General features: G+C 70.5%; 17 protein-coding genes. 8 read left to right on the top strand and 9 right to left on the bottom strand.

Annotated features, from left to right (window positions below; all coding sequences use genetic code 11):
• Nucleotides 1-26: 26 nt before the first annotated feature.
• Together AB0K15_RS25190 and AB0K15_RS25185 are read left to right on the top strand one after the other, a co-directional pair.
• Entirely contained in the window at nucleotides 27-593 is a 567-nt protein-coding gene (locus AB0K15_RS25190) for a hypothetical protein (RefSeq protein WP_364055026.1), read from the top strand.
• A complete protein-coding gene (locus AB0K15_RS25185; RefSeq protein ID WP_364055023.1) occupies nucleotides 568-1,380 on the top strand; it encodes a hypothetical protein in 813 nt (270 codons plus the stop codon). Before AB0K15_RS25190 ends, AB0K15_RS25185 begins: the two co-directional genes overlap by 26 nt.
• 49 nt (nucleotides 1,381-1,429) lie before the next feature.
• Here AB0K15_RS25185 and AB0K15_RS25180 read toward each other — a convergent pair whose 3' ends face one another.
• The 3 genes from AB0K15_RS25180 to AB0K15_RS25170 all read right to left on the bottom strand — a co-directional run bounded on the left by AB0K15_RS25180 (nucleotide 1,430) and on the right by AB0K15_RS25170 (nucleotide 5,448).
• Nucleotides 1,430-2,218 (bottom strand): endonuclease/exonuclease/phosphatase family protein, encoded by a 789-nt coding sequence (locus tag AB0K15_RS25180; protein WP_364055020.1) that lies wholly within the window; start codon nucleotides 2,216-2,218, stop codon nucleotides 1,430-1,432.
• Nucleotides 2,219-2,353: 135 nt separating this feature from the next.
• Nucleotides 2,354-3,667, bottom strand: a complete 1,314-nt coding sequence (locus tag AB0K15_RS25175; protein ID WP_364055017.1) for an LLM class flavin-dependent oxidoreductase — start codon at nucleotides 3,665-3,667, stop codon at nucleotides 2,354-2,356.
• Between the two features lie 860 nt (nucleotides 3,668-4,527).
• Nucleotides 4,528-5,448 (bottom strand): ABC transporter substrate-binding protein, encoded by a 921-nt coding sequence (locus AB0K15_RS25170; protein ID WP_364055014.1) that lies wholly within the window; start codon nucleotides 5,446-5,448, stop codon nucleotides 4,528-4,530.
• Between the two features lie 186 nt (nucleotides 5,449-5,634).
• On the opposite strand from AB0K15_RS25170, the gene AB0K15_RS25165 reads away from it, so the two are divergent.
• Nucleotides 5,635-6,666: a hypothetical protein gene (locus AB0K15_RS25165; RefSeq protein ID WP_364055011.1), complete on the top strand. Its 1,032-nt coding sequence runs from the start codon at nucleotides 5,635-5,637 to the stop codon at nucleotides 6,664-6,666.
• Between the two features lie 170 nt (nucleotides 6,667-6,836).
• Nucleotides 6,837-9,218, top strand: coding sequence for a GH92 family glycosyl hydrolase (locus AB0K15_RS25160; RefSeq protein ID WP_364055008.1), 2,382 nt, complete (start codon nucleotides 6,837-6,839; stop codon nucleotides 9,216-9,218).
• A gap of 80 nt (nucleotides 9,219-9,298) precedes the next feature.
• Here the strand turns inward: AB0K15_RS25160 and AB0K15_RS25155 are convergent, their stop codons facing one another.
• The gene (locus tag AB0K15_RS25155) at nucleotides 9,299-9,475 is read right to left on the bottom strand and encodes a DUF397 domain-containing protein (RefSeq protein ID WP_364055005.1); all 177 of its coding nucleotides are present in this window, start codon (nucleotides 9,473-9,475) and stop codon (nucleotides 9,299-9,301) included.
• A 13-nt stretch (nucleotides 9,476-9,488) separates the two neighbouring features.
• On the bottom strand, nucleotides 9,489-10,319 hold the full coding sequence (locus AB0K15_RS25150) for a helix-turn-helix transcriptional regulator (protein ID WP_364055002.1): 831 nt from the start codon (nucleotides 10,317-10,319) through the stop codon (nucleotides 9,489-9,491).
• Nucleotides 10,320-10,423: 104 nt separating this feature from the next.
• Here AB0K15_RS25150 and AB0K15_RS25145 point away from each other — a divergent pair, with 104 nt between their 5' ends.
• The 3 genes from AB0K15_RS25145 to AB0K15_RS25135 are packed head-to-tail and all read left to right on the top strand — an operon-like array spanning nucleotide 10,424 to nucleotide 11,592.
• Nucleotides 10,424-10,618: a zinc finger protein gene (locus AB0K15_RS25145; RefSeq protein ID WP_364054999.1), complete on the top strand. Its 195-nt coding sequence runs from the start codon at nucleotides 10,424-10,426 to the stop codon at nucleotides 10,616-10,618.
• A complete protein-coding gene (locus AB0K15_RS25140; RefSeq protein ID WP_364054996.1) occupies nucleotides 10,615-11,028 on the top strand; it encodes a hypothetical protein in 414 nt (137 codons plus the stop codon). Before AB0K15_RS25145 ends, AB0K15_RS25140 begins: the two co-directional genes overlap by 4 nt.
• Before the next feature lie 27 nt (nucleotides 11,029-11,055).
• The gene (locus AB0K15_RS25135; RefSeq protein ID WP_364054993.1) at nucleotides 11,056-11,592 is read left to right on the top strand and encodes a DUF2127 domain-containing protein; all 537 of its coding nucleotides are present in this window, start codon (nucleotides 11,056-11,058) and stop codon (nucleotides 11,590-11,592) included.
• Here AB0K15_RS25135 and AB0K15_RS25130 read toward each other — a convergent pair.
• The 3 genes from AB0K15_RS25130 to AB0K15_RS25120 form a co-directional block, all read right to left on the bottom strand.
• The gene (locus AB0K15_RS25130) at nucleotides 11,581-12,288 is read right to left on the bottom strand and encodes a serine/threonine protein phosphatase (protein ID WP_364054990.1); all 708 of its coding nucleotides are present in this window, start codon (nucleotides 12,286-12,288) and stop codon (nucleotides 11,581-11,583) included. The genes AB0K15_RS25135 and AB0K15_RS25130 overlap by 12 nt on opposite strands.
• Nucleotides 12,289-12,451: 163 nt before the next feature.
• Complete coding sequence (locus AB0K15_RS25125) at nucleotides 12,452-14,281, bottom strand: glycosyltransferase family 39 protein (protein ID WP_364054987.1); 1,830 nt, start codon at nucleotides 14,279-14,281, stop codon at nucleotides 12,452-12,454.
• Entirely contained in the window at nucleotides 14,278-15,573 is a 1,296-nt protein-coding gene (locus tag AB0K15_RS25120) for a bifunctional glycosyltransferase family 2/GtrA family protein (protein WP_364054984.1), read from the bottom strand. Before AB0K15_RS25120 ends, AB0K15_RS25125 begins: the two co-directional genes overlap by 4 nt.
• A gap of 118 nt (nucleotides 15,574-15,691) precedes the next feature.
• Between AB0K15_RS25120 and AB0K15_RS25115 the strand changes: the two genes are divergently transcribed.
• The gene (locus AB0K15_RS25115; protein ID WP_364054981.1) at nucleotides 15,692-16,285 is read left to right on the top strand and encodes a hypothetical protein; all 594 of its coding nucleotides are present in this window, start codon (nucleotides 15,692-15,694) and stop codon (nucleotides 16,283-16,285) included.
• On the opposite strand, the gene AB0K15_RS25110 is transcribed toward AB0K15_RS25115, so the two are convergent.
• Nucleotides 16,260-18,113 (bottom strand): glycosyltransferase family 39 protein, encoded by a 1,854-nt coding sequence (locus AB0K15_RS25110; RefSeq protein ID WP_364054978.1) that lies wholly within the window; start codon nucleotides 18,111-18,113, stop codon nucleotides 16,260-16,262. The two genes, AB0K15_RS25115 and AB0K15_RS25110, sit on opposite strands and share 26 nt — an antisense overlap.
• Nucleotides 18,114-18,639 lie beyond the last annotated feature (526 nt).

Here is an 18,639-nt window from a genome sequence, read left to right as displayed (position 1 = left end):
TTTCGAGGTCTGGGGAGGAAACGAGCATGTCGCCTGCTGAGGTTTTCGCGCGGCTGAGTGATACCCGCACGCCGGTGGCGGGACCGGTGGTGGTGAAGACGGCCGTGGTGCTGGGTGGCAGCGTCGCGGGGTTGCTCGCGGCGCGGGCGCTGGCGGACCACGCCGAGGAGGTCGTGGTGCTGGAGCGCGACGACCCCGGGCCCGGCGCCCGGCCGGGGGCGCCGCAGGGGTCGCAGACGCACGTGCTGCTGCCGGCCGGGCTGCGCCAGCTCGAACGGTGGTTCCCCGGCTTCACCGACAAGGCCGTGGCGGCGGGGGCGCGGCCCGCGCCGGCGCGGTTGCGCAGCACGTATTCCGACGGCGTGCGCAAGATCGTCGGCTCGGACACCGACATGCTCAGCAGCAGCCGGCCGTTCCTCGAAGCGCAGATCCGGGAGCGCACGCTGGCGTTGCCGAACGTCCGGTCGGTCGTCGCGCGCGTGACGGGGCTGGAGTTCTCGGACACGGCGGTCACCGCCGTCCACTACGAGGGCGGGCGCTTGCGCGGCCGGTTTCGTCGTCGACGCCATGGGCCGCTCCAGCCGCCTCGGTGAGTGGCTGAAGACCGCGGGCTGGGAGCAGCCGCCGACGACCCGCATGCGCATCGACCTGAACTACACCACCGCCGTGCTGCGCCGCGCCGGTGCGCAGCCCGAGGTCCGCGCGGGCGTGTCGATGCACTCGCCGGGCGACCCGTCGGGCATCGCGGCCGCCGCGATGTGCCAGATCGAGGACGACCAGTGGATGGTCACGCTGTCGGGCTACCTCGACCGGCGCCCCGGCAGCACACCCGAGGAGTTCGTCCACCTGTGCCGCACCGCGCTGCCCGGCGAGTTCGGCGCCATCGCCGCCAACGAGATGCTCGGCGGCATCACCACCTACCGCCACACCGACAGCCGCCGTCGCGACTTCCACCCCGTCGGCCGGTTCCCCGCGCGGCTCGTGGCCACCGGGGACGCCGTCGCGTCCTTCAACCCCATCTACGGCCAGGGCATGTCCTGCGCCGCCCTGCACGCTTCGTGCCTCTCGGAGTACCTGCGGACCGGCCCGGACCTGGCCGTGCCGGCGCACGCGTTCTTCGCGCTCCAACGCGTGGTCGTCGACGCCGCCTGGGGCCTGTCCACGGGCGGCGACCTCGAACTGCCCCACGTCGACGGCCCCTACCCGCGCGGTTACCGCCTGCAGAAGCAGGCGATCGGGCAGATCGTGGCGGCGTCGGTGTTCGAGCCGGAGATCGCGCGCCGGTTCGACGAGGTCGCCTACCTCCTGGCGCATCCGGCGACGCTGGCGCGGCCGGGGACGTTGCTGAGGTCGATTGCGGCCAACCGGCGGCAGAGCTGAGAGCCGGTCCGGGCGCCCCCGCGACGAGGGCGCCCGGACCGGCGTCGGGTCAGTGCTGGAGCTCGGCGTGGACCAGAAGAGCGTCGTGGTCGGTGTAGGTCGTCGGCAGGACGGTCGCCTGGGGCGCCGCGAGGGTGCTGTAGGAGTGCTGGATGCCGGGGTCCTTGGCGGCGGCCGCGTCGGTCAGCGTCCAGAAGCCCTGGGGCGCGCACGAAGCGTGCCGGTTGACGTCACCGGCGAAGATGGTCGGCCGGTGCCGGGCGGCGAGCACGGCGGACAGCTCGGTGCACTGGACGGAGTTCGTCGTGCCGGGGGCCTCGCCGTCGGTCGACAGGTGGCTGGTGCAGACGTCCACTCCGCGCGCGGTCGTCACGCAGAGCCAGCGGCGCTGCTCCACGCCGCTGAACACGGAGTACGGGGCGTCTTGGGATGCGCGGATCGCGTCCTTGGTCAGCACGGCGTTGCCGAAGAACCCACGGCCTTGCGGGGTCTTGCAGGCCAGCGGGGCGCCGTTGTAGATCACCGTGGCGAACCGGTAGTGGTAGCGGGTGCGCGCGGCGACCTGGGCCACGTCGCCGCTGCACGCCTCGTTGAGGGTGACGGCGTTGACGTCGTTCGCCTTGATCTCGGCGACGACCTCGTCGACGATCTTCGGGTACTCGGTGCCGGGGTAGCAGCCGGCGTAGCCGCTGGAGCAGACGTTCATCTGCAACAGCGAGTACGGCGACCGCCCGTGCCCGGCCTCGGTGGCGCCGGCGGTGGCGAGCGGGGACAGGAGCCCGAAGGCCAGCAGGCAGAACAGCACTGTGCGCACACGCGCAGCGAAACGTTGGGTCACGAGCAGATTCTGGGGCCCGGGCCGGGCCACCCGAAGAGCTCTCGGCAAGAGTTCACCGGGTGGCCGTCCGGCGGGCAACTTCTGTCCCGGAGTTCGGCGCTTTCCGTTGCGCCACTACGGGTTCTCGCGATCGCGTCAGCCCCGCCCCGCGGGCCGGGGCAGGTCGAGGTGCTCGCGCAGCGTCGACCCGGTGTACTCCGTGCGGAAGCGGCCCTTCGCCTGAAGCAGCGGCACCACGTGGTCGACGAAGGTGGCCAGCTCGTAGGGGAGGGTGGAGCCCATGATGGTGAAGCCGTCGACCGCGCCCGCGTCCTGCCAGGTGAGGATGTGGTCGGCCAGCTGCTCGGGCGTGCCGACGAAGTGGTACTGACCCGCGCCGCTTTTCATGGCCGAGGTCAGTTCTCGCAGCGTCGCGGCCGGCTCGGCGCGAGCCGCCTCGACGAGCTGCGCCGCCCGGCTCGACGCCGCCGGAGCGTCGAGCAGCTCCGCGGGCAACGGCGCGTCCGGGTCGTACGCGTCCGGATCGAGCCCGGCGGTGTAGAGCACGTTCTGCCACCGGAACTCCTCGCTGGACAGGTCTTCCAGCCGCTGGGCCTTTTCCTGTGCGGCGGCCTCGGTGTCGCCGAGGGTGATCATCAACGCCGGCAGCACCAGCACCTGCTCGGGCGAACGCCCGGCTTTGGCCGCCTGCGCGTGCAGATCGGTGCGGAACTTCACGGCCGCCTCCAACGACGGCGGCCCCGAGAACACCAGCTCCGCGAACCGCGCCGCCAGCCCGATCCCCGCCGACGACTGCCCCGCCTGCACCAGCACCGGCCATCCCTGCGGCGACCGCGGGAACGGCAGGATGCCCTCGACGTCGTAGAACTCCCCATGGAACCGCGGCGCGTGCAGCTTCGCGCGGTCCGCCCACACACCGTCGGGCCGATCGCCCACGACGGCGCCGTCCTCCCAGCTGTCCCACGCCCGCGTGACGACGTCGACGAACTCGTGCGCCCGCGCGTACCGGTCGGCGTGATCGGGGTGCGCGGCCTCGCCGAAGTTGGCCGCCGCCAGCGACGTCACGGTGGTGACGATGTTCCAACCCGCCCGGCCCCCGCTGAGGTGATCCAGCGTCGCGAACCGCCGCGCCAGCTCCCACGGCTTGTTGTACGTGGTCGACCCCGTGCCGATCAGCCCGATGTGACTGGTGACCGCCGCCAGCGCGGACAGGACGGAAATCGGATCGAACTGCGTCTGCGGCAAGTGCGCCACCCGGTACTCGGGGATGGCGATGTTGTCGGCGAGGAACACCGTGTCCAGCAGACCCCGCTCGGCCGTGCGGGCGACGTCCGCGTAGTACGGCAGGCCGAGAACCCCGCGAACGTCGTCGTCCACGACCCGCCACGCTGATTCGTGGTAGCCGTTGGGCCAGATGAAGGCGTTGAAGTGCAACGGTCGCGCGCTCATGAGCTGGGCTCCTCAAGCAGTGTTGTCACGGGCGTGGTGGCTCCGCCTCACCGCGGCGGCTCGAGAGCTTCGGCGAGCGTTCCCGGTCGGTGGTGCGGTGTGGGCAGCCTGGCCGGGTTGCCGGGTGGGCGGGGTTGGTGCGGCGGGGTTGTGGTGGGTGCTGGCGTGGTCGTCCGGTGCGTGGTGGCTTGGTGGCATCTCGCTGCGACCGTGGGGTTGTGCGGTCGGGCTTGCGGATGGGCGGGTGCCTTCGCCGCTGTCGGCCGGCGCACCTCGCCGCGGCCGTGAGGGTCGTGCGGTCGGGCTTGTGGGGGACTGCCTTCGCTGCCGTCGGTCGGCCGCTTCGGTGGCCCGGCTGCTGCACGCAAGACCTTGCCGCGGTCGCGGGGGGTCGTGCGGTCGGGCTTGTGGGTGGGTGCCTTCGCCGCTGTCGGTCGGCCGCGTCGCTGGCCGGGTGGCCCCTCGCCGCGGTTGCGGGGTTGCCGGGTGGGTGGGGTTGTCGCGGTCGGGCTTGCAGGTGCCGGGCGGCGCCGCCGCAGTCGGTCGGCACCTGCAAGCCCGCCGGCCGTTCGACCCCGCCCACCATGCGACGTGCCGCCCGGACCGCGGGGCCGTCGGGCCCTCCCGGGCCGAGGTCGCCAGGGGCCCACCCAGGTCGCAGCAGCGACCAGGCCCCTCCACCCCACGGCGCCCACGCCACAGAGCAGGTGCCCACGCCACAGAGCAGGTGCCCACGCCACAGAGCAGGTGCCCACGCCACAGAGCAGGTGCCCACGCCACAGAGCAGGTGCCCACGCCACAGAGCAGGCGCCCACGCCACAGAGCAGAGGGAACGACGCGCAAGCAAACCGGGCCGAACCTCAGGCCAGGCCCTGCTGCTTCAGCCAGTCCTTCGCCACGTCGGCGGCCGGGTCGCCGTCGGCGTCGACGCGGCTGTTGAGGTCGCGCAGCTCGTCGGTGGTGAGCTTCGCGCTGACGGCGTTGACCGTGGCCGCGAAGTCCTGGCCCCGTTCGTCGAGCACCTTCTGGCTGACCGCCGGCACGACGTTCTCCGTCGGCTCGATCCCGAGGTCGTCCTTGAGCACCACGTACTTCGAGTCGCCGGCGACCGGGCTCACCGAGTCGACCGGGATCACGGTCGCGCCGCCCGAGTCGAGCTCCTGCACGCGAGGGCCGATTTCCTGCACGGTCTTGAACGTCGCGTTCGTGAGCTTGTACACGTCCTGGAAGCCCTTGAAGCACGGCAGCCGCGTCTCGCACTCCGGACCGCCCGCCATGACGACCTTGTCGAGCTTCTTCAGGTCGCCGATCGTGGCCAGCCCCTTGGACTTCGCCAGGTCGGCCTTTACGATGTAGACGTCCTTGTCCTCGGCCGGCGCGTAGTTCAGCAGGCCGATGCCCTCGGGCTTGAACAGCGCGGCCAGCTGGCTGTGCTCCCCGGCCGCGTCCTTCACCGCGTCCTTGCCGAAGCCGGTCGCGATGGCCGCGCCCTGGTACTCCGGCACGAACTGCAGCTCGCCCTTCTTCAGCGACGGGTAGATCAGCTCGCGTGAACCCAGGTTCAGCTTCCGCGTGACCGGGTAGCCCTTCGCCTCCAGCGCGCCCGCGTAGATCTCCGCGAGGATCTGGCTGTCGGTGAAGTTGAACGACGCCACCACGATCGGTGCCCCGCCCTTGCTCTGCGCAGCCGGCTGGTCACTGCCGCCGCCACCGCAGGCCGTGAGGCCGAGCGCCGCCACGGCCAGCAGCGCGGCCGCTCGGATGGTCCGGGTCCAGCGCACGTGCCCACACTCCTCGGGTCGAGAACGGCCTCGGTGACCGATCACTGGGACCCTATAGACGGGTACCGACAGAAACCACATCGTGGGAATCACACGGGGGCGGCGTCTGCTGTGGACAGCGGTTATTCCCGATTCACGGCCAAAGATCTCGGTCCGAAAGGTCATCCGAGCCGATAGGTTGATCACGTGACGAGTTACGCGATCGTGGGGTCCGGCTGGCGCGCGGAGTACTTCTGGCGCCTCGCGGACGAGCTCGACTGCCTCGGCGTGGTGTCGCGCGGCCCGAAGGACCTGCCGGTGCCCGTGTTCACCTCACTCGACGACTGCCTCGCGCGGAAGCCCGACTTCGTGGTGACGTCGGTGCCGTGGCACGTGACGCCGGGCCTGATCCGGGAGCTCGTGGGCCGCGGCGTGCCGGTGCTCGCGGAGACGCCGCCGGCGCCGGACCTGGACGGCCTCCGGGCGCTGTGGCACGACGTCGGCGAGAGTGGTCTGGTCCAGGTCGCCGAGCAGTACAGCCGGATGCCCGCCCACGCGGCCCGCATCGCGCTCGCCCGCTCGGGGGTCATCGGCGACATCACGCGAGTCGACGTGTCCTCCACGCACCAGTACCACGCCGTGTCGTCGATGCGGACCTTCCTCGGTGCCGGCCGCGGCCCGGTGGAGGTGCGGGCCACGCGGACGACCGCTCTGCTGGCCGACCCGCTCTCCCGCGCGGGCTGGGCCGAGAAAGTCGAGACCAAGCCCGCGGTCACCACGTTCGCCACGATCGTCTTCGCGGAGGGTCTCGGCGTCTACGACTTCACCGACAACCAGTGGCACAACCAGCTCCTGCACCGCCGCCTCCTCGTCCGCGGCACCCGCGGCGAGCTGGCCGACCAGGACGTGCTGCGGCTGACCGGCGACCGCACCATCGCCCACACCCCGATCGTCCGCCGCCAGACCGGCTACGACCTCGACCTCGACGGCTTCGACACCGACCACCTCACGTTCGGCTCCGAGGTCCTCTACCGGAACCCGTACCAGGGCCGGCGCTGGAACGACGAGGAGATCGCGATCGCCACCCTGCTGGCCGACACCGGCGCCTGGGTCCGCGGCGAAGGCCCGCCGCCGTACCCGCTGGCCGACGGGATCGAGGACCACCGGATCGCGCTGGCCATCGAGGAGGCGGCGGACCGCGACACGGTGGTGCGCACGGCACGCGAAGCCTGGCACTGACCTGCCGGAGGAAGCCTGACAACGCTGCCAGTGGTCTGCACCACCGGAACCGATTCAGCCGCCTGGTGAATCGGCCACTGGTACAGGCGGTGGATTGACGGAACCCCACGGAACGGGCAAAGATCGTAGACACCCCGATCTGACAACGTTGTCACGCCGAAAGGAACGCGATGAGAGCGCGGAAACGCGTGTTCGCCGCCTTGGTGCTCGCCAGTGCCGTGGCCACAGCGGCCACCACCACGGCAGCCACAGCCCAGGCCCAGCAAGGCCCGAAGTTCGCCGACGATCCCACGACCCTCGTCGACACCAGCATCGGCAACAACGGCGACGGGACCACGTTCCCGGGCGCCGCGGTGCCGTTCGGGATGGTGCAGCTGAGCCCCGACACCCAGCTGAACCAGTACGCTTCCTACGACTACAAGCAGGACACGATCCTCGGCTTCAGCCACACGCACCTCTCGGGCGTCGGCTGCCAGACGATGGGCAACTTCCGCTTCATGCCGACCACCGGCGCCGTCACGTCGTCGGACCCGGCGCAGTACGGCGCGAAGTTCAGCCACGCCAACGAAACCCGCGCGCCCGGCTACTACGGCGTGAAGTTCGACAACGGCATCCAGGCCGAGCTCACCGCGACCGAGCGCACCGGCCAGCACCGCTACACCTACCCCGCCGGCTCGGGACCCGAGAACGTGCTCGTCGAGGTCGGCCAGAGCAACGGCTCCACCTACGCCGGTGACGTCCACGTGGTCGGCAACGACACCGTCGAAGGCTGGCTGCAGGGCGGCAACTTCTGCGGCGAGACCGGCAAGGAGCGCTACCGGATCTTCTTCAGCGCCAAGTTCGACCGCAAGTTCCAAAGCTTCGGCACCTGGACCGACGGCACGATCACCCCGAACCAGCGCGACGCCTCCCGCGGCACCCAGCGTGCCGGCGCCTACCTGACGTTCGACCCGAGCAAGGGTGACCAGGTCGGCGCTTCCGTCGGCCTGTCCTACACCTCGATCGACGGTGCCCGGCTCAACCGCAAGACCGAGCAGCCCAAGTCTTTCGACAAGGCACGTTCCCAAGCGCACACCACGTGGGAGAACGAGCTCAACCGCATGCGGGTGGCCGGTGGAACGACACCAGACCAGCGTACGTATTACACCGCGCTCTACCACTCGCTGCTGCACCCGTCGGTCGGGTCCGATGTGGACAACCGCTACCGCGGTTTCGACGACCAGGTGCACAAGGCGGATTCGACGTACTACCAGATGTTCTCGCTCTGGGACACCTACCGCTCGCAGAACCAGCTGGTGGCGCTGCTGCACCCGGACAAGGCCGCCGACATGGCCAAGTCCGTGTTGCACATCTACTCCGACGGCGGCTGGCTACCACGCTGGGGCCTCGGCAACAGCGAGACCAACGTGATGTCCGGCGACCCGATCACCCCGTGGGTCGTGGACATCTACAACCGCGGCCTGCTCGACAACCGCACCGCCCACGGCCTGTTCGACGCCCTCTGGAAGAACGCCAACGAGGTCCCCGCCGACCAGTCGATCTTCCGTGGCCGCGACGGCAACCCCAGCTACGTGCAGAACGGCTGGGTCGCCTACCAGAACCTGCCCGGTTACAAGTTCGGCGACAGCCGCCAGGCCGGCTCCGCCACGCTGGAGTACGCGCTGGGCGACTGTTCGCTTTCCACCATGGCGGCGGGACTGGGGTACCAGGACAAGGCGAAAACTCTCGCCGGCCGCTGTGACAATTTCACGAAGCTCTGGGACCCGACGATCACCTCGCAGGGCTTCAACGGCTTCCCCGTCCCGAAGAACGCCGATGGCTCGATCGTCGGCAACCCCGACCCCACCCAGACCAACGCCTTCCACGAGGGCACGGCCTGGCAGTACCAGTGGATGGGCCAGCAGGACCCGCAGACCCTCTTCGGGCTGATGGGCGGCGCCGGGCAGGCCGAGCAGCGGCTCGACAAGTTCTTCGACATGCCCACCGTGCTCACGGACCCGGCGAAGGCCGCCGCGGACTCGTGGGTGACGGGCGCCTACGACTACCACAACAACTTCGCCTTCAACCCCAACAACGAGCCCGACTTCGCCGCCCCGTGGATGTACACGTGGACCGGCGCGCCGTGGAAGACGTCGGCCGTGCTGCGCGCCATGCGCACGCTCTTCACCGACAACGTCTACGGCATGCCCGGCAACGACGACCTCGGCGCCACCTCGTCGCTGCTCGTCTTCGCCATGGCGGGCATCTTCGAGGCCCAGCCCGGCTCCGCGACCTACGTGATCACCGCGCCCATGTTCGACAAGGTCGAGATCCGGCCCGAGCACGGCCGCACGATCACCATCGAGGCCCCGGGCGCCAGCGCTTCGAAGCTGCAGTACGTGTCCTCGGTCAAGACCGACGGCCCGGGCAACCGGGACAACGGCGGCAAGCTGCGCCAGAGCTGGCTGTCGCACAAGGACCTGCTGCGCGCGGGAACGATCAAGATTCAGCTCTCGGACACCCCGACGAGCTGGGGCGTCAACGCCGGTCCGCCGGCGGTGGCGCGCGCCTGACAAGTCCGGGGTTGCGGTCCAACAGGGCCGCAACCCCGGGCTTCGGTGCCGCTTCTTCAGTGCCTCGGTACTTCAGTGCCTCAGTGCTTCGCCTGCAACGCGGCAAGCACGCCCTGCCACGCTTCGCGCGAGACGGTGAGTTGTCCCGCTTCGCGATTCTTGGTGTCCCGGACACCGATCTCCTCCGAGACGGCCACCTCGACGCAGTCGGAATTCTGCTGGCTGTACGACGACGTCCGCCACCGGGCAGTCTGCATGTCTGGCCTCCGTCTACCTTGCTGCCTCCGCGATCAACTCGCGGCTGGCTTCCTCGCTTAATGCCTCTCCGGCGAGGAGCTTAGCAAGCCGCTGATAAGGCCCCCAATCCTTATCGCTGCTGAGGAACGAAGTGGTGCTGTACTGCTCCAGCAAGACAATCGGATTACGGTGTCGATATTGATAAAGCGCGAATGAGCCGCTCATTCCGGGGTGCCATTGCTGCTGCCGCGGCAAGATCCGCAGGCTGACGTTGGCGCGGACCGTCATGGCGAGCAAGTGATCCAGCTGGTCGGACATGACCCAATCCGGAGCAATCGGCTCATCAATGGCGTGCGCGCTGACGATTGCCGAATATTTCACAGGCTCGGCATCGGTGAGAATTTTCTGCCGGTCGAGGCGAACTCGAATTCGTGTATCGGCTTGTCGAGGTGTTAGGCCTACTTCGAAAATGGCGCGCGCGTAGTCCGGCGTTTGGAGCAGCCCGGGAATGATGTTGAGCGACCAATTGGTGATGGCGCTCGCGCCCTGTTCGTATTGCAGCAGAGTGGTCAATTCTGGAGTCAGTTCCGCCTCGCCGGTGGCCATCCAGTTCGGATCGCGAACATGCCGCGCCAGGTCCATGATCCGCCGCTTCGACTCGCCGATCACGCGGAAGAAGCCCAGCATGGTGGAGACGTCCTCGATGGAGGGGATGCGGGTTCCGGCTTCCCAGTGCGCGACGAGGCTCGGGTTCAGGTCGAGTGCGCGCGACAGTTCGCGAAGGCCGAACTTCTTGGCTTCGCGCACTTCGCGCAGCGCCGCACCCAGCGCCACGGCGCGCGGGGTGCCAGAAGGCTTGGTCATGGGCGCCAGCATACGTAATCGGATGATCACCCGGGCTGCCGTTGGCGTTTACCGCTGTGCACAGAAGGCTGACTTCGGCACGTTGCTGAATAGGGGAGACCGCTGTGTTGAGATGGCAGCAGGCCGAGGGAAAACGGCACGCCCTCGAAGGGCCTTTCGCGCCGCGTCCGGAGGAATCGTTCGTCGCGTTGTGCGGGGTGGAGGTGACCGTCGCGCGGGAGGACGTTCCGCAGCTCGGCGGGAATTGGTTCGATCCGACGTGTGCGGTGTGTTCCTCGACGTGGTTGAGCCGGACGTGAACGACACCTTGCTCCTCGAGCGGATCCGGGATCTGCACGCCTCGCTGGGTACGGATCTGGCGTTCCTGGCGCGCACGTTCGAGGAGGACCTGCCCCGTCCCGACGCGCTGCGCGACCTCGGTGAGCGCCTGCTCGACCTGGGTGGCGCGCTCGTGGCCAGGTCGGACGAGCTGAACGCGGCCATCCTCGCGGTGCTGCCGCCCGACGGCTGGCTGCCCGAGGCCGGCACGCGCCGGCACGTGATCGGGCTGGTGCACCAGGTGGGGCCGAGGCCGTTGCGGTGCGGGGCGGTTTTCCTGGCGCTGTGCGGTTCGGCGTGTTACCCGTTCTACGGCCGCGACGCCACGAACCGCTCGGCGCGCCATGAAAGGTGCGAATCGTGCCTGGCCCGGGCCTCTTCCCGAGCGTGACCGGCGGTTTTCGTGTTGGCTGGACCGATGGCAGAGGATGAGCAGGGGGAGAAGCAGCAGAAGACGAGCACCGAGCGGCTGTTCCGGATCGCGATCGCGCTCAAAGGGCTCGACGGCGCCGTGCAGCTGATCGGGGCGTTGATCCTGGCCTTCATCCCGTCGACGGTGGTCACCGGCTTCACCCATGCCGTGATCACGCGCGATCTGCTGGGCGACCCGTCGGGCACGCTCGCGCGGCACCTGCAGCTGGCTTCGGAGCACTTCGTGGACGGCGGGACGAAGACGTTCGCGGTCGCGTACCTGCTGGCCCACGGCGTGATCAAGCTCGCGCTGGTGTTCGCGCTCTCGCGCAAGTGGGTGCGCGCCTACCCGGTGGCGATGGTGGTGCTGGCCGCGTTCGTGGTCTACGAGGTGTACCGGGCGATCGACACGCATTCGATCGCGTTGCCGTTCTTCGCGGCGCTCGACGCGGTGATCATCGTGCTCGTCTACCGCGAATACCGGCAGCTGCGCCGGGAACGCGCCGTTCAGCGTGAGTCAGGCGAGCCGGGTTCAGGCGGCTGAGGGAAATCGCTCGGTGACGATGGCGGCCACGTCCACCTCCGGCTGTTCGACGAAGAGGGCGGTGGCGTTGTCGGTGCCGCCGACGGCGATGGCCGTCTCGACCAGCGCGGCGGCGCCGCGCTCGGGGTCGGCCAGGATCTCGTCGATGGTGGCGGGCGGGAGGACCTTGTGCACGCCGTCGCTGGTGAGCAGCAGCCCGCCGCCCACGACCTCCGTCGTGCCGATCTCGTCCGGCTTCGTGGTGCGCACGCTCGTGGTGACCATGTGCTCCATGCGCGGCGAGTACGGCTGGTGGCGCGCGCGGAAGTACTCCGCCAGCGTGTGGTCGGTGGTGAGCTTGCGGATCATGGTGCCGTCCCAGGCGTACGCGCGGGAATCGCCGACCCACGCGATGCGATAGCCGCCGGGGAAGGGCATGGCGACCACGAGCACGGCGTCGCCGGTGCCGCCGAGCTCGCGCAGGGCGCGCTGGGCGTTGAGGATCGCGGCCACGGGCCCGCTCTGCACGGGCGTGCGCGCGGCGGCCGCGGCGGCGGTCTGGGCGGCGCGGCCGGCACCGGGGTCGTCGCCGACGCCGTCCGCGAGCGCGAAGGTGATCCCGGGCGCGCCGGCGAGGGCGTAGGCGCTCACGGCGTCGGCGTTGCGCTCGCGGGGGCCCTGGGCGCTGGCGGTGTGCCAGCGTGGGTATCCGGCCATCGTGACCTCCCGGGTGTTCGCGGCTTGCCCCCTTGCCCTTTCCAGAATGCGCCCGTTTCCTGGGAACATCCTGAGGAGTGGCTGTTTTTCCCCTGTTGGCCTAAACCTCTGCCTCACCCGCGCGGAGGCCACCTCGCACTGGGCGAGGTGGCCTCCGATCCCGTCACTTCGTGAGGTCGTAGACGGTCGTGTCGCCGACGGTGGTGGCGGTGAAGGTCGTCGCGACCCACTCGGTGATCTCGCTGGAGCCACCGCCGGGTCCGCCGCCTCGCCCGCCGTCGACGTAGTAGGAGATCTGGCCGTTCGCCACGTACTGCTGGAACTCGGCCAGCGTCGGGGCCGGGTCGCTGCCGGACCAGCCGCCGATGCCGATCACGGACTTGCCGCTGGCCAGCTCCAGGCTCGCGGCCGACTGCGAGCCGGTGGTGGCCGCGGCCCACTTCGTGGTGGTCCGGGCCAGCAGCCGGCCCACTTCGGAGTCGGCCTGCTCGCCGCCGAAGCCACCTGCGCCGAAGCCGCCGGCGGTGGCCGGGCCGGACGTGGGAATGGAGCCGGTGTGGGGCTGGGCGGCCGTTTCGACGGCGTACGCGGCGGTGCCGAGCCCGAGCGTCAGCACGCTCGCCGCGGCCAGGACCGCCAGCGCCTTGCGGAGCGGGGGCACGCCGACGACCACGACCGTCGCGACGAGCACCCCCAGTACCACGAGCACCCAGCGCAGCGCGGGGAACCAGTCGGGCGTGCGGTCGAGGAGGATGAAGCTCCACACGGCCGTGACGGCGATCATCGCGCCGAGTACCGCTCGTGGCGCGGTCTGGGCGCGGCCTTGCCACAGTGCGTGGCCGGAAATCGCGACCAGGGCGGCGATCGCGGGGGCGAGTTGCACGGCGTAGTACGGGTGGACGGTGCCGCTCATGAAGCTGAACACCACTCCCGTGACGAGCAGCCAGCCGCCCCAGACGACGAGCGCGGCGCGGGTGCGGTCGGTGCGCGCGGCGCGGCGGGTGAACCACAGGCCGGCGACGAGGCCGATGATCGCGGCGGGCAGCAGCCACGAGACCTCCGTGCCGAAGCTCGCGCCGAACATCCGGCCGAGGCCGGAGCTGCCGCCGAACATCGTGTTGCCGCCACCTCCTCCGAAACCGCCACCTCCGCCCGCGTTGCCTTCGCCGCCGAAAATACGGCCGAGACCGTTGTAGCCGAGCGCCAGCTCCAGGAGGCTGTCGCCGGTACTGCCGCCGATGTAGGGACGTGAGGTGCTCGGCCACAGCTCGACGAGCGCCACGAACCAGCCCGCGGACACGACCACGGCGGCCGCGGCGGCAAGGAGGTGCAGCAAGCGCTTCCCGAGCGGCGCCGGGGCGGCGATGAGGTAGGCCAGCGCGAAGGCGGGCAGGACGAGGAAGGCCTGCATCATCTTGGTCAGGAAGCCGAAGCCGACGGCAGTGCCCGCCAGGGCCAGCCATCTCGGGTTCGCCTTTTCCAGCGCGCGCACGGTGAAGTAGGCGGCGGCGATGAGCAGGAGCACGAGCAGGGCGTCGGGGTTGTTGAAGCGGAACATCAGGGCGGCCACGGGCGTCAGCGCGAGGCCGGCACCGGCGAGGAGACCCGGGACGGGGCCGCAGATCCGGCGGACCGTCAGGTAGAGCAGGCCGACGGACGCGACGCCCATGAGCGCCTGCGGGGCCAGCACCGTGAAGCTGGAGAAGCCGAAGATGCGGGCGAAGGCCGTGCCGACCCAGAGGGCGGCGGGCGGTTTGTCGACGGTGATCACGTTGCCGGAGTCGAGGGAGCCGAAGAGCCAGGCCTCTACGTTCTGCGTGCCGGACTGCACGGCGGCGGCGTAGAAGGAGTTGCCGAAGCCCGACGCGGTGAGGTCCCAGAAGTAGAGGACGGCCGTGAGGGCCAGGAGGCCGGACACCGCCGGGCGAACCCAGTGTTGTTCTTCGCGGTGCGCGGGTTTCGGTCTGGCGGGAACGGCGAGCGTGGCGGTCATGGGGTCTCCTCGGACGGGCGCCGGCGGGGGTTGAACACCCAGCCGCGCAGCAGCAGGAAGCGCAGCACCGTGGCGGCGAGGTTCGCCAGCACGAGCACGGTGGTCTCGAGCACGAGCCCGGGGTGGGTCGTGTGGTTGAGCACGGCCAGCGAGCCGCTGGTGAGCGCGAGGCCGAGGCCGAACACGATCAGGCCCTCGAACTGGTGCCGCCCGGCGCCTTCGCGGCCGCGGACGCCGAACGTGACGCGGCGGTTGACCGCGGTGTTGGCCACGGCGGTGACGAACAGGGCCAGGAAGTTCGCCGGCTGCGAGCCGATTCCGTTGCGCAGCAGGAGGAACAGCAGCAGGTACGCGGCGGTGCTGGCGACCCCGACGGCGGCGAAGCGCACGAGCTGCTTCACGAGGCCGGGCGAGACGCCGGGCGCGGTGACACCGATGGGCTCGCGGCCGAGCTGCTCGCGCAGGCGGCGCACGGGGATCTCGCCGGTGAACGTGGCGCGCGTGATGCGCACGATGCCCTTGAGGTCTTCGGTGGCCGTTTTCACGATGTGGACCGACGAGTCGGGATCGTCGACCCAGTCGACGGGGACCTCGTGGATCCTCAATCCCGCGCGCTGGGCGAGGACGAGCAGCTCGGTGTCGAAGAACCAGCCCGTGTCCTGCACGTGGGGGAGCAGGCGGCGCGCGACGTCGGCGCGGATGGCCTTGAAGCCGCACTGCGCGTCGGAGAACCGGGCGGCCAGCGCGCTCCTGAGGATGAGGTTGTAGCAGCGTGAAATGAACTCCCGTTTGGGGCCTCGCACCACCCGCGCGCCTCTCGCGAGCCGGCTGCCGATGGCGAGGTCCGAGTGCCCCGAGAGCAGCGGGGCCACGAGCGGCTGCAGGGCAGCGAGGTCGGTCGAGAGGTCGACGTCCATGTAGGCCAGCACCTGGGCGTCCGAAGTGGACCAGACAGCGTTCAGCGCGCGGCCGCGGCCCTTCTCGTCGAGGTGGTGCACCTCGACCGGCGCGAACTCTCCGGCGAGCCGCTCGGCGACGTGGAGCGTCTTGTCGGTGCTCGCGTTGTCCGCGATGGTGATGCGGTAGGCGTAACCTGCGTGCTCCTCGAGGTACGCGTGGAGCCGGCGGATGCAGGGCTCCAGGTCGGATTCCTCGTTGTACACCGGGATCACGACGTCGAGCACCGGCTGCGGCCCACCGAGGCCGACCGGCGTCGACCCGGGCCGGGGCCGGGGCACTTCGGCCTTGGCCCCGGTTCCGGATTCGTTTCGGGAGGGTGCGGTGGCGTTCATGGCCGTCATCGTTCGGCGCCCGGCTTTGGCCGGCTTGTGGCGCCGCTGTGGGGCGCCTGTGGGTCGGTGCCCTATCGGGTGATCTTGAACGGCTCGGGGTTGCTTCTAGGATGGGCGGATGCTGTTCGAGGCACGGCTGCGGGAAGGCATCCACGCGGGGCGCGTGACCGTGATGGTGCGCAGGTGGGCGCGCAACAAGGCGATCGCCGGGCACCGGTACCGGACGGGCGTGGACCTGATCGAGGTGGAGCACGTCGACGAGGTGACCGTCGAGGATCTGACGGACGCGGACGCCGTGGCGGCCGGGTACGCGGATGTGGCGGAGCTGGTTGCGAACCTGCGCGGGGACGAGTCGGTGCCGTTGTACCGGGTGTCGTTCCACGTCGTGCAGGGCGGGGATCCGCGGGACGCGCTGGCGGCTGATGCGGAGTTGTCGGGTTCGGACGTGGAGGCGATCTCCGCGCGGTTGCGGAGGTTTGACGCGACAGGTCCGGATGGGCCGTGGACGAGGGCTGTGCTGGAGGCGATCGCGGCGAACCCGGGACAGCGGGCGGGAACGCTGGCCGAGCGGCTGGGGTGGGCGGAGCTGCTGGTGTTCAAGCGGTCCGTGCGCAAGCTGAAGGACCTGGGGCTCACGCTCTCGCTCGAGTTGGGGTACCGGATTTCGCCGCGGGGCGAGGCTTATCTCAGGTTGTCAGGTCGTACACGGTGACACCGTCCACTGTGGTCGCCCGGTAGTGCTCGGCGACCCAGGCGGCGACCTGCCGGGCGTCGTCGCTGCCGGAGCTGCCTTGCATCAGGAGGCCGTCGCCGAGGAAGTAGTGGATTTGTCCATTGTGGACGTACTGCTGGAACTGGGCGAGGGCGGGGTACGGGTCGGTGCCGTTGAAGCCGCCGACGGCGAGGACCGGGAGGCCGCTCGCGAGCTGGTAGCCGGCGGCGTTGTTGGAGCCGACGGTGGCGGCGACCCAGGTGTGGCCGGAACCGCCGTTTTTGAGCAGTGCGGTGAGGGTGGTGCCCGGGGTCGCGGTGCCGAGGAGGCCACCGGCCATGCCGCCGCGGAAGCCGCCGCCTCCGAAGCCGCGGCCGGTTGACGGCCCGGCCGAGGGAATGGCGCCGCTGTGGGGAGTCGCGGCGGTGGCGATGGTGTAGGCGCCCGAAGCGGCCAGGAGCGTCACCAGGCCCAGGACCGCGATCCCCCGGGCGGCGGTGCGGGGAAGCCGGCCGACGAAGAACAGCGCCACGGCCGCGAGCAGCCCGGCGACCAGGACTGCGGGCGCGAGCCACGGCTGCCAGGACGGTTCGCGGATGAGCAGGACGTACGAGGTCACGGCCGTGAGCGCGAGGCCGCCGCTGAGGACGCCGGCCGCGGCGGGGTCGTGGCGGAGGCGCCACAGCTGCACCGCGGCCGTGCCGACGAGCGCCGCGACGGCCGGGGCCAGGGCGACCGTGTAGTACGGGTGGATGATGCCGCCCATGTAGCTGAAGACGATCGCCGTCACCAGCAGCCAGCCGCCCCAGATGACCAGCGCCGCGCGGCTTCGGTCAGTGCGGGGTGCCCGGCGCGTGAACCACAGGCCGGCCCCCAGGGCGAGCAGCGCGGCCGGGAGCAGCCACGCGATGCCGCCGGCCATTTCGCTGGAGAACAAGCGGAAGAGGCCCGTGGTGCCCCAGCCGCCGCCGCGTCCGCCGCCGACGCTGCCGGTCTCGTCGCCGGTGATGCGGCCGAAGCCGTTGTAGCCGAAGGTGAGGCCGAGGAGGCTGTTGTCCTGGGAGCCGCCGATGTAGGGCCGATCGGCGGCGGGCCACAGCGCGACGACGGCGACGTACCACCCGGCCGCCACGACGACGGCGCCCAGCGCGCCGGCCAGGTGGAGCAAGCGTTTGCCCGTTGCGGTCGGCGCAGCGATCAGATACGCGAGCCCCAGTGCGGGCAGGACGAGGAACGCCTGGAGCATCTTCGCGAGAAACCCGAACCCGACGGCCACCCCCGCCAGCGCGAGCCACCCGGGGCCGGCCTTCTCGATCGCCCGCACCGTGCCGTAGGCGGCGGCGATGAGCAGCAGGACGAGCAGCGCGTCGGGATTGTTGAACCGGAAGATCAACGCGGCCGCCGGGGTGAGGCTCAGGACCGTCCCGGCCAGCAGCCCCGCCGCGGCTCCGGAGGTGCGGCGGACGGTCGCATAGAGCAGATAAGTCGACCCGACCCCCATCAGCGCCTGCGGGGCGAGCACACTCCACGCGTTCACGCCGAACAGACGCGTCGACAGCCCCATCACCCAGAGCGCGGCGGGGGTTTTGTCGACGGTGATGCCGTTGGCCGCGTCGCTCGACCCGAAGAACCACGCCTTCCCGCTCTGCGCACCCGCCTGGGCGGCCGCGGAGTAGAACGCGTTGGCCCACCCGGAGGCGCTCAGGTCCACCAGGTACAGGCCGGTCGTGCCGACGAGCAGGACGGCCAACGCAGGCCGCACCCACCGGGGCCGGCCGGCATCCACCCGCCGCCGCGGCCGCGCGGCGGGAATCGCGACTGCGGTCATGGCACCCACCCTGTCGCCCCCGCCTGGGCCAGGCTTGTGGACACCCTGTGTGCGCCCTGTGCGACGGGATGTCACAGGGTTCGTGGACATCGCGGGTGATAAGGGCGGAATCGGGCTTTGATCTGGCACCCGGAGACCGCCGGCGCGTGTGTCGGGACGGCAGCGCGCAGACGGACCTCGGACTCGGTGGGGCCGGGAAGGCGGCGGACCTCGACGGTCCCGTGGCGGGCCACTCGCAGCCTGGTCGCTTCGATGGTCGGCCGTTCGCGGGTGGGGGACGTGCCCGGGGTGTGGGCGGTGGATGGTCGTGGCGTCAGGCTTGGATCTGCGCCAGCGGTGAGTCTGTGTGCTGGGTCGGGACCACGATGGGCAGCCGGATTTTCAACCCGGTTTGGTTGGAGGTGGGTGCGGTTGTTGAAGGTGTGGTGGGTGGGCCACTCGCAGCCTGGTCGCTTCGATGGTCGGCCGTTCGCGGGTGGGGGACGTGCCCGGGGTGTGGGCGGTGGATGGTCGTGGCGTCAGGCTT

It is taken from the genome of Amycolatopsis sp. NPDC049253 (genome assembly GCF_040678995.1).
Taxonomy (GTDB): Bacteria; Actinomycetota; Actinomycetes; order Mycobacteriales; family Pseudonocardiaceae; genus Amycolatopsis.
The sequence above is the reverse complement of the archived record's forward strand: the minus strand, read 5'-3'. Positions and strand labels throughout refer to the sequence as shown.